Raw genomic sequence first — 16986 nt, 5'->3', positions numbered from 1 at the left:
AAAAGTGGGCGTTATCGCCCACCTAATATATTTTCAAGGGCAGGTTTTAAATGTGGAAAATGAAATTTAAAATCTGCGTCTTGCAGCGCTTTTGGCTTAACCGCTTGACCAAATACTAGTAAATCAGCCATCTCACCAAACATTAATCGCAATACAAATTCAGGCATTCTAAAAAAGTTAGGCTTTTCTAACGTTTCACTCAAACTTTCGGAGAATTGATTATTCGAAACCGGATTAGGCGCCGTTGCGTTAAACACACCGTTTAGCGATTTGTTTTCGATTAAAAACAGAATAATGTTTACCATGTCGTTAATGTGGATCCACGACATTTGCTGTGTACCATCTGCAATAGGGCCGCCTAGGCAAAACTGAAATGGTGGTACCATTTTTTTCAGTGCGCCACCGTGTTTTGCCAGCACCACACCGGTGCGCAAAATACATACGCGAGTTTTATCCGATTGCGCTTTTTTGGCAAGCGTTTCCCACTGTTTACAAAGGTAGTGACTGTATTCATTAAAAGGTTGGTTATGCTGTTCATCAACCGACTCGGTTTGCCTGCCGTAATAGCCTATCGCACTGCCCGAGATAAAAGTATGTGGTGGGTTATCTGCTGCGTTAATTTTGTCGGTGATTTGTTCAGTAATGTGCCAGCGGCTAGATTCAATTTTTTGTTTTTGCGCTTTGCTCCAGCGTTTATCGGCTATCGGTTCGCCGGCAAGATTAATCACAATATCAAGCTGGTTAAAGTCAATATCCTCTAGGGTTTCAAACGCATTTACATGGTGTCCCAAAATGGTAAACGCTTTTTCTTTTTTGCGGGTAAGCACCATTAACTTATGATGGTTTGCTAAGTGCTTACACAAGTGTGAGCCAATTAGGCCTGTGGCCCCAGTGATTAAAATATTCATAGATAAATCAAATAGCTTCCTATTTGCCACGCTTATAATGTAGCATAGCGCTAATTAGAACAAAGTGATAATACGAACTAAGGATAGCTATGGTTCAGCCCAATTTTACTGGTGCCAGTAAAAGTTTATTGATTTTTGCGGCCTTAATCGTTGTTTTAGCCGGCTTGAAATTAGCAAGCGCAATTGTCGTTCCGTTTTTACTCTCCGTATTTATTGCCATTATTTGTAGTCCGTTGATTAATTTAATGGGACGTTATCGCGTACCAAAAGGCGCAGCAATTACACTGGTTATTTTACTAATTATGTTAATTGTGGTCAGTCTGGCAGGGCTTGTTGGTCAATCGGTTAATGGCTTTTCGCAAAATGTTCCCGTGTATAAAGAGCAATTACAAACCGAGTTCTCAGGCTTATTAACCATGTTGGCTGAGTATAATATTTTGATCGATAAAGATCGCATTATGTCGTTTTTAGATCCCGGCAAACTTATCGATCTTGCGGCGAATACACTCGCGGGCGTTGGTGGCGTAATGGCTGACTTGTTTTTAATTATTTTAACCGTCGTATTTATGCTTGTTGAAGCGCCTTACATTGGTAAAAAAGTGCATTTAGCCCTTGATGATCCCGATATGAAGCAAAAACAAATCGACCTATTTTTAGACTCGGTTAATTCGTATCTCGCTATCAAAACACTGGTTAGTTTAGCGACCGGTGTTTTGGTTACGGTAATGCTTTGGGCATTTGGCATCGACTATTTTATTTTGTGGGGCGTCTTGGCGTTTTTCTTAAATTATATTCCTAATATTGGTTCTATCATTGCGGCAATTCCGGCGGTATTACTTGCTGTTGTACTGCAAGGGCCTGGCGTTGCAGGTTTAATTGGCATTGGTTACATGGCAATTAACACCGTAATGGGCAATATGATTGAGCCACGCTTTATGGGTAAAGGTTTAGGCTTATCACCACTTGTCGTGTTTTTATCATTATTGTTTTGGGGCTGGTTACTTGGCACGGTTGGCATGTTGCTGTCTGTACCGCTTACCATGGTTGTGAAAATTGCCCTTGAAAACAGTGAAGAAGGGCGCTGGCTTGCAATGTTATTAAGTGGCGAAGAGCAAATTAATGAAGAACTAGAAAGCTAATTTGTAGTTAAATAGTTAAAAGGGTTAGCATTTGCTAACCCTTTTTTTGTTTACAGGTATTTAAAAAGTGACGATAAACTGGATTGTCGCTCATGGTTTTTTTCATCGCTAAATACATCGGGCGTGATAAACCAAGCGCACCTAGTGGGATTGACTTAATTAATCCTTGGCTTTCATAAGGGGTTACTAACCAATCTGGTAAAGCGGCAACACCCATACCGGCGCTTACAAGCTGAAAAATAAGCAAGCCTTGATCGACAGTTTTTAAGGTGCCATCGAAACGCGCATTTTGAATAAAGTGCTTAAAAATATCTTGTCTTTCGCGTGGGATCGGATACGAAATAATCGTTTCGTCTTTTAAATCAAGCGCGGTTACATACGCTTTTTTAGCTAGCGGATGATCTGGGCTGACAATTAGCTTTAACTTAAAATCAAATAAATGTGCGAACTCAAGGCGCTCTGTTTCACGAATATCCGAAGTAAGTACTAAATCCAACTCATCGTTTAACAGCTCCGGAATGGCGTCGTAGCTAAAACCTCGCTCGTAATCCACCTTAATATCCGGCCAAAAGTTGTTAAATTCTTTAATTGTTGGCAATAACCAATGAAAACACGCATGGCATTCAACGCTTAAACGCAATTGCGAGATAGGTTGGTTTAAGCTCTCTTTTAATCTGCATTTGGTTGCTTCCACTTTTGGCAGTACGTCATTAGCAAGCTCTAACAACAACATACCTTGTGGGGTAAAACGTACGGGGTGTGTTTTACGCTCAAACAACTGGCAATCGAGTTTGTTTTCTAAATCTTTGATTTGGTGAGATAAAGCAGATTGCGTTAAAAAAAGCTCTCGTGCGGTATTAACCAAAGACCCTGTCTCTTTAAGGGTTGCGATGGTTTTAAGGTGTTTTACATCAATCATCTTTAGGAATACTCATATTAAACTTGAACGACCGTGAGAGAGATTTGATACTAGCTGTTTATTTTTCATGTTTCAATGTTGATTTGTACATATCGCCGTCATTTTAATAATAAATTTCTATTTTATATATATGTATAAATTATGATAACGCTGTCAATTGGTGTTTGGCTTATATGGAAAAATTTGATTTTCTATTTTGTATTAATTTATTTCAAGTTAAATTGGAAAAACTTGCGATTTTGTTGAATTAAATTTACCACTAATATTTAGCCATCTAAACGTCTTAAATAAAAAGGATACCAAGATGGCAATTACAATTCACAACTTAGGTTTTCCCCGTATCGGGAAAAAGCGCGAACTTAAAAAGGCGGTTGAGGCCTATTGGCGAAATGAGAGTTCACTCAAAGAATTGCAAGAGCAAGGACAAGCAATTCGCAAAGACAATTGGCAATTACAGCAAAGCCAAGGTGTTGAGTTGTTGCCTGTAGGGGATTTTGCATGGTACGACCATGTACTTAGTACCTCTTTGCTGTTCGGCGTGGTACCAAGGCGTCACCAAAATGAAACACAAACGGTAGATTTAGACACCTTATTTCGCATTGGGCGCGGCAGAGCACCGTCTGGTTGTGCATGCGCTGCAAGTGAAATGACCAAGTGGTTTAATACCAACTATCACTACATCGTACCTGAACTGACTGAAAATCAAACATTTGAAATTAGCTTTACAGAGCTGTTTGATCAGGTAAAAGAAGCGCAAGCGCTCGGTCATCAGGTGAAACCTATGTTGGTTGGTCCGGTAACTTATTTGCATTTGGCAAAAACTGTCGGCGAATTTGATAAGTTGGCCCTGCTGCCACGTCTACTGACAGCGTATCAACATGTATTGAGTAAATTAGCTGATTTAGGTGTTGAATGGGTGCAAATAGATGAGCCTATTTTAGCGTTAGAACTAACACCAGAATACCTATATGCGCTCACAGCCAGTTTTAATAAACTGCAAGGACAAGGTGTAAAGCTGCTGCTGGCAACGTATTTTGGTTCAGTAGAAAATTACCTAGATGATATTGCAGCGTACCCAGTAGACGGCGTGCATTTTGATTTGGTTGCCGAAGCGCAAGATATAGATAACATTAACGAGCGCATAGCTAAAGATAAAGTATTGTCTTTAGGTGTTATCAACGGCCGTAATATTTGGAAAACGGATCTCGAAGCGGTTTTCAACCAAATACAATCGGTGGTTTCATCACGTGAGCATGTTTGGTTAGCGCCTTCGTGTTCGTTGTTGCATACGCCTGTTGATTTAGCCTTAGAAACAACGCTTGATGGTGAAATTAAATCCTGGCTTGCATTTGCAAAACAAAAAGGGCACGAATTATCGTTATTGAAACAGGCCTTGCTGTCGGGGGATATAACTTCGCTCATTGATTATTCAGCGCCAGTGAAAGCGCGTGCTAAATCGCTTCGTGTAAACGATGCCGCAGTGAAGTTACGCCTTGATAGCCTAACCAAGCAAGATGGTGAGCGTACGAGCCCTTTTGCTAAACGTCAGTTGGTTCAAAAGCAAGCGCTTGGTTTACCTATTTTACCAACGACTACTATTGGCTCTTTCCCGCAAACAACGGCTATCCGTAAGGCGCGTCGCGATTTTAAAGCCGGGAATATTAGCGAAGCCGATTACACGGCTCAAATGCAAAATGAGATTTCTTATGCCGTAGCACAGCAAGAAGCTGTTGACCTCGATGTGCTAGTTCACGGCGAAGCAGAGCGTAACGATATGGTGGAGTATTTTGGTGAATTGCTCGAAGGCTTTGCCTTTACACAATTTGGCTGGGTGCAATCGTATGGCTCACGCTGTGTTAAACCACCGATTATTTGGGGCGATATTAGCCGTAAACACCCGATGACGGTTAACTGGACCGAATATGCACAATCACTCACTAACAAACAGATGAAAGGCATGTTAACAGGCCCTGTAACGATTTTGTTTTGGTCATTTATCCGCGATGATCTAGCAAAACCAATCATTGCCAATCAAATAGCGCTGGCGCTGCGCGACGAAGTGGTTGATTTAGAAAAAGCGGGCATAAACATTATTCAAATTGATGAACCTGCATTTCGTGAAGGGTTGCCTTTAAAAGCATCAAAGTGGCAAGACTATTTAAACTGGGCGGCGTATGCGTTTCGTGTATCGGCATCTGGCGTAAGCGACAGCACGCAAATTCATACCCATATGTGTTATGCCGAATTTAACGATATTATCGCGGCGATTGCCGATATGGATGCAGACGTAATTACCATTGAAACGTCGCGTTCAAATATGGAATTGCTTAACGCATTTGAAGATTTTGATTATCCAAATGAGATAGGACCTGGCGTTTACGATATTCACAGCCCGAATATTCCAGAGGTAACCTGGATTAAACAGTTGATGAAAGAGGCAGCGAAGAAAGTGCCGGTGGAGCGCCTTTGGATAAATCCAGATTGCGGTTTAAAAACCCGTGGCTGGCAAGAAACCCAAGCAGCACTTAAAAACATGGTAACCGCAGCAAAAGAGCTCAGACAAGAACTCGCTTAAGTCACGTGTGATATGTAGGAAAACTGAGTTTGGATTAACTCAGTTTTCCTGTGGTTAAAAAGGTAAAAGCTTGTTTTGCAGGCATAGGTTTTGCTACCAAAAAGCCTTGGCCATATTGGCATTTAGTTTGTTTCAGCACATCGAGCTGAGTTTGAGTTTCAATTCCTTCAGCTACCACGTCAAATTCAAGGGCGCTGGCAAGCGTTAAAATAGCATCAACCAATGGGTGGTTTTCGCCGCAGTTAAGATTATCAATAAAGCTTTTATCAATTTTTAAAATATGAATAGGTAATTGATGCAAATAACCGAGCGCCGAATAACCCGTACCAAAGTCATCTAAACACAGTTTTACGCCGCAGGTTTTCAGCTTTTCAATTATTTCTGTCGCAAGGGAAAGATTTTCAATTAGCCCCGATTCAGTAATTTCAATGCATAAACTGCCTAACGGTAGTTTGTACTCAAAGTAAAGGCGCTGAATAAAATCAGCAAACTCTAACGTTGAGAAATGCTTAGATGACACATTTACGGTCACTTTAAAGTCTTCAGGTAATGTGCCGTGCCAAAGGCGTAATTGTTTTGCCGCAAGTTCTAAAATATGTAAATCAAGGGCGAGGATTTGTCCGGTTTCTTCTGCTAGTGGAATAAAATCAGCAGGTGAAATAAACCCACGCTCGGGGTGATGCCAACGCACTAACGCTTCAAAACCAATGATTTCGCCCGTTTGAATGGTAAAAATAGGCTGATAGAAAAGCGCAAACTCATGTTTGTTCATACCACTTTGAATATCGCTTTCTAACAGTGCTGCGCCTTTTAGTTTTTGTCGCATGGTGTCGTTAAAAAACTGTACTTTGCCACGACCAAGTGATTTTGCTTGATACATTGCCGCATCGGCGCGTTGTAAAATTTTATAGGCTTCGTCGGTGTCTTTGTTGGCAAAGGCAACACCAATGCTGGTCGATGCTTGCAGTAAATGGTCATCAATTAAAATAGGATCTTTCAGCGCGAGCTTTATGCGCTCAATTACAGGTGTAACGTCTTCAGCGCCAAAAATATCACACAGTAAAATAGCAAACTCGTCGCCACCTAAGCGTGCAAAGGTATCGGTTTCGCGAATACATTGACCAATAATGTTGCAGATCTTAACTAAAAATTTATCCCCGACTTGATGGCCTAAAGTATCGTTAATCATTTTAAAACGATCAAAGTCTAAATAGAGCAGGGCATGAATTTTAGGGTTGTTACTGCGGCCAAGTGCGTTAATCGCAAGGGTTAAATGGTCAATTAACAATGCGCGGTTGGCAATGCCTGTAAGTTCGTCATGCATTACTTTGTGCTGCAATGCTTGCTCGGCAAAAACGCGATTAATCACAAGGCGAATTTGTTGGCTAATATAAGTTAATAAGTCTTTGTCGTGCTCGGTGTAGCTAACGCTGTGGTTGTAACTCTGCACTACAATAATGCCCGATAGCTCGTCGTTTAATTCAAACGGTACACCAAGCCAAGAATTAGGCTGTGCACCAATTAAATCAAAGTCACCGTTATCAATATGGCGTTGGTATTCATCGCCATTGATTAGCACGGCTTGTTGCTTATTGATGGCATAAACCGATGCGGTTTTTTGTATTTGCGCATTGCTAAAGCGTTTTAACGTAATACGCTCTACGCCATGCTCAATAATGTAAGGAATTTCTAAGCCTCGGGTTTGTTTATTGTAATAGCCAATAAACAGATTTTCGGCGGGCAGTAAGGTTTTAACAATGTCGTGCAGGCCAGTATAAAAACTATCCATGGTCTGCGAATCTGAACTTAAGTTAGCAATTTGCAACATGCCTTTTTCAAGCAGCTGTGCGTAGTTAAGCTGATTAATAGTATCGGTAAGATTGGCAACCGTTTTGCACTGGTCAATTTTAGCGCTAAGCATTGACGCAACGGTTGTTAAAATACTTAAATGATCGGCAGTGTAGTAGTCTTTCTCAGGGTGTTCGCAATCAATTACGCCAAGCACTTGGCCGTCGTAAACTAGTGGTACACATATTTCCGAAAGCACGTTGCCGCTAATATCTAAGTAACGCTTGTCTTGTGATACGTCGCTAATAATTTCGGCGCAGCCGGTTTCAAACACATGGCCGCAAATACCTTCTGAAATCGAAATTGCGAGCTGTTCGTTTTCAATATCATTGTGTTTATGAATGGACGAAACTTGGTTGAGTATTTGCTTTTCTAAATCGGCGATAAAAATGGAGCACTCATCAAAACCGAGGCGTTTAACTACTTGATGCGTTACGTAGTCGTAGAGCTCGTCGAGATCAACAATACGAATGAGCGACGAGGCAAACTCGTTAATAATACTTAACTGATTAGCTCTGGTGGTAATTGCGTCTACATTGTCGCCCGATGAATACTGCATAAAAGCGCTTGCTAGCCGTGTGTTATTAGAAATTAACACAAATGTAACTCAGCAAGCACTTTTGCTCAATAAAAGTTTGTTTTGCCTTTATAAAATATGATTATGCTCGGCGTTAATTTTAAGCGTTTTAGGCATTAAATAATCGCGATATAAATAACGATATAGTCTATTTGGCTTTTCTTTCTGCGCCGCGTCTTGGTGTGGATTAGTTTGCTTATAGCTTGCTAAATAGTGTGCGAACTTATCGCTGTGTTTAGCCACTAAACTGTCAAGCAGTTCACTGTAGCCATCAAAGTAGTCAGTACGTAAAAAGTGCGCTAACTGACGATAATCATCTATGGCATTTTCTGATAAATAACGGTGCGCTAAATACGACCACTGATAAACACGTTTTGAACCATCTTGGTAGGTAGTGTCAAAGACTTCACGCAAAGTAGGCCATTTTGCTTGCTCTGTTTCGTGCAGCAACTTATTCACGCGGTCATTGCTTTTACCCTGTGCAATTAATTCAGCACCACCTTCGCTCCACCATACTAAGTGGCTTGGAAAGTGGCCAAAACCATCGTATTTATTAAAACGGCCATCTAAGTAGTGCACGTATTCGTGGTTTAGGTTCCAAACCGAAAAACCTTCTTTCCAAAAAGCTTTAAAAGAATAAAAAGTAGCTTGGTTACCGGGCTTGCTCGGCTTACCTTCAATGTACATACCGCCATTGTCGGTGCTGATATCAAAGATCATTTGGCCGTGTTGGTTGTAGCCTGTGTAGTTATCAAAAATTACAACGCGCAGCGCTTCATTAAAGTCGTTAGGCACAGGCTGGCGCTTAGTAGCGTATACGTCGTGGAAATGTGATTCTTGCGAAATTAAACGCTCGCAACTGATATTAAGTTGCTCGGTAGTCAAAGTTTGTGCGCGAATAAACAGCGAATCTGAACATTTGTGGTTAATTGGCAGGGCATCATCAAGTGTAATTTCGCTGCAGCGGCCTTTAAACTCCTCATCACAAGCTGATTTACCACGGAAGCTATTAACTAAATAACGCTGTGAAAAGATAAACTCTTTATTTGTGTTTGGGTTTTGCTCAAGTGCCGCCCACACTTTTTCATCAAGTGCTTTTTCAGCTGCTTCATCATCTAAGATATAATGAAGGTAACCAAGCGCCCAAGCCGCGTGCGCTTGCTGCCAGCTGTTGTCGGTTTGAAGCAAGTCGAGTAATTCTTGCTGCCACTTAGTTTGTGCAAGTACCGCTTGTTTAATCTCATCTTCACTGCGTGCTTCAAATGCTAAAAAGCCAATAGCACGAAGTTGTTCCCACTTAGCATATTGCGCTGCAAGCGGGCTTGCATCGCTAAGCGCTAGGTTTGGTAATAAAGGTAAGTGTTTAGCTAATTTATCTTTTAAATCATCAAAGTAGTAATAACGGTAAAGTGTTACCGCGTAGTTTTCGATGGCGCGATAGTCGTCTTTAGAGATGGTTTGCATACGGGCAAACAACGCGCTGTCTAGTGCGGTTAATTGCTCAGCTGTTAAATTCTTCGTATTGCCAAAATAGCTAAAACCGCGCAGGGCATAAAGGGTTTCATTAATGTCGGCGCCAGCGTTTAAATTGGTAACTAGGGCATCAAAGTCACTGTTGGTTAAACCTAATTGCCAATAAGCTTGTGTGTTAATTGTGATAGGGCTTTGTAAAAGCGTGGCTGTTGGCTCGTTGCTTGTCGATGCACAACCTGAAGCAAGTAACCCTGTTAATAACAGAGAAGTAGCGCGTGTTAGTTTCATTTTTGGTCTCTATTTTTATTAATGTGTGCGCTAACTTATCAAAAAGGGATATTGTATACAATTATTATCGATAAACCTCTACGCTAGCGCTTTACAGCGGCATCACAAGTCAATAAGATCAGCACAATCGGACGTTCGTCCGCTCACCGTCAATAAAAGGTAGGATCATGACAGACACAACTGCTAAATTAACCATTACTCGCCCAGACGATTGGCACATTCACTTACGTGATGGCGACCAGTTAAAAGACACCGTACGTGACGTAAGCCGTTACATGGGTCGCGCGATTATTATGCCTAACCTTGTACCACCAGCAACCTGTACTGATTCTGCCCTTAGCTACTACGAGCGAATTCAAGCGCACAATAACAGCAACTTTGAACCGCTAATGGTGTTATATCTAACAGATAAAACAACGCCAGAAGAAATTAAAAAAGCGAAAGCGAGCGGTAAAATTGTTGCTGCTAAATTATACCCAGCAGGCGCAACCACTAACTCAGATTCAGGCGTAACTTCAATTGAAGGCATGTACCCGGTATTTGAAGCCATGGCTGAAGTAGGTATGCTGTTACTAATTCACGGTGAAGTAACTGATTCAAGCATTGATATTTTTGACCGCGAAAAAGTATTTATTGAAAATATTCTGTGCAAAATTGTGGATGATTTCCCAAATCTGAAAATTGTACTAGAGCACATTACCACAAAAGATGCGGCAGAATTTGTCGCGGCAGCAGGCGACAATGTTGCAGCAACCATTACGGCGCATCACTTACTGTATAACCGTAACCACATGCTAGCAGGTGGCATTCGTCCACATTATTACTGTTTACCAATTTTAAAGCGCAATATTCACCAAGAAGCGTTAATTAAAGCGGCAACAAGCGGCAGCAAAAAATTCTTCTTAGGCACAGATTCAGCGCCGCACCTAAAAGATAAAAAAGAAGCGTCATGTGGTTGTGCTGGTTCTTACACTGCGCACGCTGCACTTGAGCTATACGCAGAAGCATTTGAAGAAGCAGGCGCACTTGATAAGTTAGAAGCGTTTGCGAGCTTTAATGGCCCAGATTTCTACGGTTTACCACGCAATACCGACACAGTCACACTTGAAAAAGACACGTGGCAAGTACCAGAGTCATACCCACTAGGCGATGACGTTGTTGTGCCAATTCGCGCAGGCGATGAAATTACGTGGAAAGTGAAGTAATACATTTTTCCAAAAGTAAGAAGCCCGCTAAATGCGGGCTTTTTTGTTATTTAAATAAGTTAGCTTGAAGCTTGATTTTTATTATCTTCATTTGCTTTTAGGGTTTGCTCTGAACTTACATCTAAATCTGGGTGTTGCTGCTTAGTAAACTCTTGGTCATCAAACTCTTCATCGTCTAAATCTTCTTGAGAGTGAGTGTTTTCCTCATCTACTACCAGCAATTGTTCGTGCGCTGTGGTTTCTTCAATACGCGGATCCATAGTTGCAGCCAGTGGTGATGCGGTTACATCGGATGTACCCACCACATAATCGCTTGGCTCGGGTTGTTCCGCTTTTTGCTTAGAGTTAATAAAGCTTAGCAGTGCAAACATCACCACAGTGAGCACCGCAGTTGAACCATACAAAGCTTGGTGACCAAAAAACGCCATAATTTGCGCATTCACGGCCGAACCAATCGCGGCGCCTGCGCCAAACATAATCAACAAGGCAGACGATACACCTACACGATCTTCATCTTCTACACGCGAGTTTGCTAGCGCTGATGAAAGCGGGTAGAGCGTAAATGCAAATAAGCCAAAGGCAAAAGTTAGGGCATAAGCGACATACTGAGTAAGTGGCAATAAAAATAAGGCCAAACTCACCACACCAATGGCAACCGCGTTACTGCGAATTAAAATACTGCGGCGTATTTTGTCGGAAATAACACCCATCGGCCACTGCGCCAATAAACCTGCAAAAATGGTGATAGACATAAATAATGCAATTTCTTGGGCGCTAAAGCCCGAAAGGCTTGCAAACGTAGGTGCCAAACCATAAAAACTACCATTAATAATGCCTGCAAAATGCACTGCCGTAAGCGACTGTGGTACTTTTTTAAAATAGCCAAATAAACTCACTTGAATTGGTTTGAGCGGTTTAGGGTGAATACGCCGAGTAATAGAAATTGGAATAATACCAAGCGACAACGCCATACAGACTAAAAAGAGTGGGGCATAACCGAGCTCTGGAAAACGCGATAGCGCTAATTGACCAAGCACCATACCTAGGTATGAAGTGATCATATAAAACGAAAATACCCGGCCTCGGGATTCGGGCGCTGCTTGCTCATTAAGCCAGCTTTCTAACACCATGTAATTACACATCATGCTAAGACCAACAATTAAGCGAAGTGCCAACCAGAGGTAAATATTATCACTGAGCGCATGCGCTGCAACACAAGCCGTCACCGCAGCAGTATTTGCCACAAAAGTACGAATATGACCAACCGATTTAATTAAGTGGTAACCCAACTTAGAACCTAGTAACAAACCTAAATAATAAAAAGAAGTGAGTAAACCAATCCAGAATGTGGAGACATTATGCTGGCCTAAATAAAGCGCTAGGTAAGTGGTGAGTAAACCCGTCCCACCAATCAAAAATAAGTTTGTGAAATAAAGCGAAGGGAATGATTTCATTGAAATACTTTTTTACACAGTTAGGCAGTAATACTAGAGGATTGAGAGGGGATTTCCAAGGGGGAAGTTGAGGTTTTCGTCTTCAGGTGTATTGGTATTTGAATGTGAGTTTGCAAGTGACTTTTGTGAAAATGGAAAGGGGAGTTGTCGCGCTGAAGAAGTATTCTCTTGTATTAACTAATTTAATTAACTTTTGCCTGTTAGGACAATTAGAATGCTGCGTGAATTGGTTTCAAATCATTTTAATGAACGCTGAAATGAGGAATGAGATTTTTCTCTCAGCAACTGAGTTCTATTTGCCGTATATTTGTCGCGCTGGCGACAGCAGTCAAAGGGAGGCTATCGCCGGTCTCCCTTTGGAATCCCTCGGCGCCCCCAAAATCAAACTTAATCTTCAAACGTCTTTTAAATGTGAACATAAACGCCATGAATCGGCGCGCTAAACGTCCCTGTACGCTTTCCAGCTCGAAGTCCTTTTCTCGCGTTCATAGCTAGCCGAACTTCGTTCGTCTCTAGACGCTATTCACCCATGCATCAGTATGGCTTGCTCGACTGCTACGCTCCCTGTCTCGCATTACTCATTTAAAATCCGTTTTCAGGTTTGATTAAGGGGAGGCAATCGCTCACATCTGAGTTAGGAAGAGTTAGATGCTTTGAAAGTTTTCGTGCTAAATGCAGACCTGATTTCAAAGCTCATAAATATCAATTAAACATATGACTAGTAACGACTAATTGTTAATGATATAAATTGCTTCAGAATACAAATAGCCGAAGTTACGATAAAAGTAGAGTACTGCCTTCGGTAATTTGTTATACACAACGTTATTATGGATGAATTAATAAATATGGAAAAAAATGATTTAGTCGAGCTAGTAATTATGTATTTCGAGAAAGTAGATGGAGGAGACGTTAGTTATCTCGACTTATTTTCGGAGGATGTGGACTTTTTCTTTCCTAAATTTGGGCAGGCTAAAGGTAAAAATGCACTAGTAGAGTTTGGCAATCGCATTGGAAGCTCGTTAACGAGTATTTGGCACGATATTGACGGGTTTGAAATAACAACGGCAGGAAATAAAGTCATTGTTGAAGGGCAGGAAGGTGGTGTGATGAGTGATGGAACTGCTTGGCCTGACAATAAAATATCGATTGGCCGTTTTTGTAGTGTCTTTGAGTTCGAAGGAAAAAGAATAAGCCGAATGTATGTATATGTCGATCCTGATTTTCCAAGTCGAGATTTAGACAGAATTGCCGTGCTGTCAGAATAAACTTAGCTCGTATCACAAAGTTTAAGAAGGAAAGCTTCGCGTTATCAGCTCAAAATTCGATTCACGGGTTTGATATAAGAGAAAGGGGATAAGCAGTAGCCTTCAAAGTCGCAAATGAGCGAACAGTGGTCATTGGCCAAACTGACGTCAATAAGTATGTACACAACCAGCAACACTAATATGGCACGTAATGTAAAATTTTAATCGGCTCGATTATCTAAACTCAATTATAAATTGCTAGGGCAAAAACTACTGATAATCTACTGAAAATATTAAATAAAATTACTTATTAGTATGCAAGTTTTAGGCTGTGGATAACTTCCTTAAATCGAAATGAGCACTAATAAGCTGTTATGAGTATTAGGCATGGATAGTAAAAATAGAATTGACCCAAGTAAAATCAACAAGCCAATCCAACTTCTCGGGGCTTGGTTAGTTGGTCTAATACTTGTAAATGGAAGCTTTTTAACTACAGCGATTTCCCTTGATGAACCAATTTGGGGGCGAGGATTATTAGTTGTTGCATCTGTAATTAATGTTCCAGTATTTCTATTTGCTATTTTCCTTTTACAGACTAAGTTTCGACCCGAGATGCAAGAAGACTCCTATTATCATGATTATCTTCTTAGCAAGTCAGGAGATCCGAAAAGCAAATTAAAGATTCCTCAGGCCGTGACTTCAAAAAAAGAAGGCGAGGCGAAAGATATAGCCGAAAAACTCGAAATAGACTGGTCTTCTTATCAGGTTTTGATTAACCCAAACCTCGCCGACCATATTCGTATAAAAAACAACCTCGCTAAATTAGACATCCCTCTCTCAGGTGAGTTTGCACAAAGTTTAGCTGCGGAGTGGACTGCTCCTGCCATAATGTTCGGACGAGGGTTTCAGAAAGAACACATTCTTTCACTATTAAAAGCAATGGCTGGAACTTCAGTAAAATATGTTACTTACGGCGCAGACGATGACGAATTAGATCAATACAACAACATGATCCTTATTGGCCCAATTACTAAAGAGTACAAATCTCATGGTATGCCGCTAAGTGATTTTCTAGAAGCTGTTAATGCTGGTAGTTTAAGCGAAAAGCAGTTTTACTCAGACATTATAATTACTCACAATGACGGATATGATGAATAGAAAACTCATAACTAGGCGCTCAAGCAAGGACGCAGCAAAGCTGCGCCGCTTAGCTCGGCGTTTTTAGCGTTAGGTTCGGGCTCTTAGAATCCAGTAGCAATTGACATTAAAGTTCACTCCCTTTCCCCTTAATCAAACCTGAAAAGAATAATTGATGAGCAATTGCCAGCAAGGATGCTGGCAAAAGCATACCTGAGATAGGGAAATCGATTGTATGCTGTCTGCGTTCATTTCAATTTTTCTTTGAAGAATTTGTTTGATTTTGGGTCGGCTTTTTCTTGGTTCGTTCTTTTTGGCCGTTTAAAAAGAATGAACGAGGGCGCCATGGATGGCGCAAGATACCCGCATGGAAGCAAGCTTTGCTATATTCTTAAACTATAAAACTGAATATTCCCTCATTCCCTCTATCCCAAAAATCATTCCACTGCGTTCACCACTAGGTAATAGCAACTGAAATGGTTTATTGCGAAGGGCGATTGGGCGGTAATCGGCAATGTTAACAAAGCGTTCAACCACGCTGTAATGTACCAGCGGCATACAGTCTTCCATACAATCAACGCGCACTTGCCTTGGATTTAAGGTTTTTGATGACATAAAACCAGTGCGGGCTTTCTGGTGAAGTGGGGCATCAATTTGCGGGAAGATGGCGATATCGTCAGAGCCGATGGATACCTCGTTCTCACTAAGTTTTGAGTAATCGACTTGATGAAGTTCAAGCACTTGTAAACCAAAGCGCTTTGCCTCTTCAAGCATATAGCTTAGGCAAATATCGGCAAGACCATCGTGCCAAAAGCCGCCGCCAATATCTGCATGCACACCTGCAAACCACACTTCTTTTACATTAGCACCCGGTGCCATCAGTAGGGGTTGAAACGCAATTCGGCGTTCATCTATAGCAACTAAATGCACTGCCTGTTGAATTAGCGGGCTTACACTGTTGTTTTCAAAAACCACATCGCTTGCAGGCTGAGTGTGTGCGCTTAAATCAGGCATGCCAATAGACGCAACCGTGTCGTATACCCCTAAAAAAGTGATTTTTCGACCTTGCTCAGTGAGTTTGCTGGCAAAGCGCCTTGCAATTGCGGCGCCGCGGCTAAAACCAAAAATAAAAATCTGGTCATCACCTCTAAGGGTGAGGTAGTCATTGTAGGCTTGCTTGTAAATACTTTCTAAATCAGCGTATTCAGGTGCAAACATGGTATTGAATACTTGGCTTAACCAATTGCCGTAAGTACCTATGCCTGCGTAATAAAAACTTTTTTGCTGCTCAAAGGCGTGGCTTGTATTGATTAAATCACCACCGCAAAAAATATGGGTTTTTAAAATATTGCTGATGCTGCTGTTGTAAAATACATCATCCACATCACTGGGTTCGTTGCAGGTGCCATCGAAGCAAAATACGGCGTTCATTTAAAACAGTCCTTGTTAATACTCTTTATTCTAAAAACCCATTCAAGGCTAATTGGTTAAGCTAAGCGCAATCATACTTTGCGCAATGTAGTAGGTCGCTAAAATAGCAGGTTGGCTCCACGCATATTCTTTAACAAAACGGCGATACGCCAAAATTGAGTCCGACACCATAAAAAACAGCGCACCAACAAAGGCGTAAAGGCTCATGTAGTGCCACGATAGCTGGAAGAAGTTGTAGCTTGTAAGCACCATTAACGTCAGTGCCGTTGCATAGGCGTAAACCGGAATACGGAACTTTCCTAAATGTTTATTTAAAACGGCAATGAGTATGCCCGCATAGGTTAATAAAAAGAGCAGCAGCCAACCATTAAACTCAAAGCCTGTAGTGTCGGTAAAGGCAATCACATAGGCTACATGAGCGATAAAAAACGCGATAAGCCCTTGCAAAAAGTAGTCTTTTTTCAACATTAAAAAAATGTCGCCAATAAGTGAAAAGACTAATCCGCCAAATACCCAATAGTGAACAGGGGTAAAGGTGTTAGTTTGCATATACGCAAGGCAAATGATCAAAATGGTGGTTAACGGCTTAAAAATATAACAGAGTGCATCTTTTTTTAAGCTATCAAAGTAAATATGACTGTATGCCGAAATAAAAATAAAAGGCAGAAGTGTATTAAACATAATTAACGGTTTTACAACAAAATTGTGTCCAAAATACGCAAGAACTGCGAATAACTCAACAGTTTATAACAAAAAGCGGCACTTATTTTGTGCCGCTTTTAATTAAT

Annotated in this window: 13 protein-coding genes; 6 read left to right on the top strand and 7 right to left on the bottom strand. The window is 41.2% G+C overall.

Features of this window, described 5'->3' with window-relative positions; genetic code table 11:
* Positions 1-11 precede the first annotated feature (11 nt).
* Positions 12-908, bottom strand: a complete 897-nt coding sequence (locus PSPO_RS08400) for a TIGR01777 family oxidoreductase (RefSeq protein WP_010559881.1) — start codon at positions 906-908, stop codon at positions 12-14.
* 89 nt (positions 909-997) lie between these two features.
* On the opposite strand from PSPO_RS08400, the gene PSPO_RS08395 reads away from it, so the two are divergent.
* Complete coding sequence (locus tag PSPO_RS08395; RefSeq protein ID WP_010559882.1) at positions 998-2047, top strand: AI-2E family transporter; 1050 nt, start codon at positions 998-1000, stop codon at positions 2045-2047.
* A gap of 34 nt (positions 2048-2081) precedes the next feature.
* Here PSPO_RS08395 and PSPO_RS08390 read toward each other — a convergent pair whose 3' ends face one another.
* Entirely contained in the window at positions 2082-2966 is an 885-nt protein-coding gene (locus PSPO_RS08390) for a LysR family transcriptional regulator (protein ID WP_010559883.1), read from the bottom strand.
* 304 nt (positions 2967-3270) lie between these two features.
* Here PSPO_RS08390 and metE point away from each other — a divergent pair, with 304 nt between their 5' ends.
* Positions 3271-5541 carry a 5-methyltetrahydropteroyltriglutamate--homocysteine S-methyltransferase gene (metE, locus tag PSPO_RS08385; RefSeq protein ID WP_010559884.1) on the top strand — a complete coding sequence of 757 codons (2271 nt, stop codon included), beginning with the start codon at positions 3271-3273 and terminating at the stop codon, positions 5539-5541.
* A gap of 34 nt (positions 5542-5575) precedes the next feature.
* Here metE and PSPO_RS08380 read toward each other — a convergent pair whose 3' ends face one another.
* Both PSPO_RS08380 and PSPO_RS08375 read right to left on the bottom strand, forming a co-directional pair.
* Complete coding sequence (locus PSPO_RS08380; RefSeq protein WP_010559885.1) at positions 5576-7948, bottom strand: GGDEF domain-containing protein; 2373 nt, start codon at positions 7946-7948, stop codon at positions 5576-5578.
* Positions 7949-8035: 87 nt separating this feature from the next.
* Positions 8036-9727 carry a collagenase gene (locus tag PSPO_RS08375; protein ID WP_010559886.1) on the bottom strand — a complete coding sequence of 564 codons (1692 nt, stop codon included), beginning with the start codon at positions 9725-9727 and terminating at the stop codon, positions 8036-8038.
* A gap of 167 nt (positions 9728-9894) precedes the next feature.
* Between PSPO_RS08375 and pyrC the strand changes: the two genes are divergently transcribed.
* Positions 9895-10932 carry a dihydroorotase gene (gene pyrC / locus PSPO_RS08370; RefSeq protein WP_010559887.1) on the top strand — a complete coding sequence of 346 codons (1038 nt, stop codon included), beginning with the start codon at positions 9895-9897 and terminating at the stop codon, positions 10930-10932.
* Positions 10933-10991: 59 nt separating this feature from the next.
* Here pyrC and PSPO_RS08365 read toward each other — a convergent pair whose 3' ends face one another.
* Positions 10992-12386 carry an MFS transporter gene (locus PSPO_RS08365; RefSeq protein WP_010559888.1) on the bottom strand — a complete coding sequence of 465 codons (1395 nt, stop codon included), beginning with the start codon at positions 12384-12386 and terminating at the stop codon, positions 10992-10994.
* Positions 12387-12490: 104 nt separating this feature from the next.
* Here PSPO_RS08365 and PSPO_RS21635 point away from each other — a divergent pair, with 104 nt between their 5' ends.
* From PSPO_RS21635 to PSPO_RS08350, 3 genes are all read left to right on the top strand, one after another.
* Complete coding sequence (locus tag PSPO_RS21635) at positions 12491-12829, top strand: hypothetical protein (protein ID WP_010559889.1); 339 nt, start codon at positions 12491-12493, stop codon at positions 12827-12829.
* Positions 12830-13231: 402 nt separating this feature from the next.
* A complete protein-coding gene (locus PSPO_RS08355; protein WP_010559890.1) occupies positions 13232-13651 on the top strand; it encodes a nuclear transport factor 2 family protein in 420 nt (139 codons plus the stop codon).
* Positions 13652-14017: 366 nt separating this feature from the next.
* Positions 14018-14788 (top strand): hypothetical protein, encoded by a 771-nt coding sequence (locus PSPO_RS08350; protein ID WP_010559891.1) that lies wholly within the window; start codon positions 14018-14020, stop codon positions 14786-14788.
* Positions 14789-15163: 375 nt separating this feature from the next.
* Here PSPO_RS08350 and PSPO_RS08345 read toward each other — a convergent pair whose 3' ends face one another.
* Together PSPO_RS08345 and PSPO_RS08340 are read right to left on the bottom strand one after the other, a co-directional pair.
* The gene (locus tag PSPO_RS08345; RefSeq protein ID WP_010559892.1) at positions 15164-16198 is read right to left on the bottom strand and encodes a phospholipase effector Tle1 domain-containing protein; all 1035 of its coding nucleotides are present in this window, start codon (positions 16196-16198) and stop codon (positions 15164-15166) included.
* Between the two features lie 48 nt (positions 16199-16246).
* A complete protein-coding gene (locus PSPO_RS08340; protein WP_010559893.1) occupies positions 16247-16879 on the bottom strand; it encodes a lysoplasmalogenase in 633 nt (210 codons plus the stop codon).
* Between the last annotated feature and the right edge of the window lie 107 nt (positions 16880-16986).

Source organism: Pseudoalteromonas spongiae UST010723-006, assembly GCF_000238255.3.
GTDB lineage: Bacteria > Pseudomonadota > Gammaproteobacteria > Enterobacterales > Alteromonadaceae > Pseudoalteromonas > Pseudoalteromonas spongiae.
The sequence above is the reverse complement of the archived record's forward strand: the minus strand, read 5'-3'. Positions and strand labels throughout refer to the sequence as shown.

Coding starts and splice junctions, on each gene's coding strand:
- PSPO_RS08400 (WP_010559881.1), bottom strand. CDS start 908: ATGAATATTTTAATCACTGGGGCCACAGGCCTAATTGGCTCACACTTG.
- PSPO_RS08395 (WP_010559882.1), top strand. CDS start 998: ATGGTTCAGCCCAATTTTACTGGTGCCAGTAAAAGTTTATTGATTTTT.
- PSPO_RS08390 (WP_010559883.1), bottom strand. CDS start 2,966: ATGATTGATGTAAAACACCTTAAAACCATCGCAACCCTTAAAGAGACA.
- metE (WP_010559884.1), top strand. CDS start 3,271: ATGGCAATTACAATTCACAACTTAGGTTTTCCCCGTATCGGGAAAAAG.
- PSPO_RS08380 (WP_010559885.1), bottom strand. CDS start 7,948: ATGCAGTATTCATCGGGCGACAATGTAGACGCAATTACCACCAGAGCT.
- PSPO_RS08375 (WP_010559886.1), bottom strand. CDS start 9,727: ATGAAACTAACACGCGCTACTTCTCTGTTATTAACAGGGTTACTTGCT.
- pyrC (WP_010559887.1), top strand. CDS start 9,895: ATGACAGACACAACTGCTAAATTAACCATTACTCGCCCAGACGATTGG.
- PSPO_RS08365 (WP_010559888.1), bottom strand. CDS start 12,386: ATGAAATCATTCCCTTCGCTTTATTTCACAAACTTATTTTTGATTGGT.
- PSPO_RS08355 (WP_010559890.1), top strand. CDS start 13,232: ATGGAAAAAAATGATTTAGTCGAGCTAGTAATTATGTATTTCGAGAAA.
- PSPO_RS08350 (WP_010559891.1), top strand. CDS start 14,018: ATGGATAGTAAAAATAGAATTGACCCAAGTAAAATCAACAAGCCAATC.
- PSPO_RS08345 (WP_010559892.1), bottom strand. CDS start 16,198: ATGAACGCCGTATTTTGCTTCGATGGCACCTGCAACGAACCCAGTGAT.
- PSPO_RS08340 (WP_010559893.1), bottom strand. CDS start 16,879: ATGTTTAATACACTTCTGCCTTTTATTTTTATTTCGGCATACAGTCAT.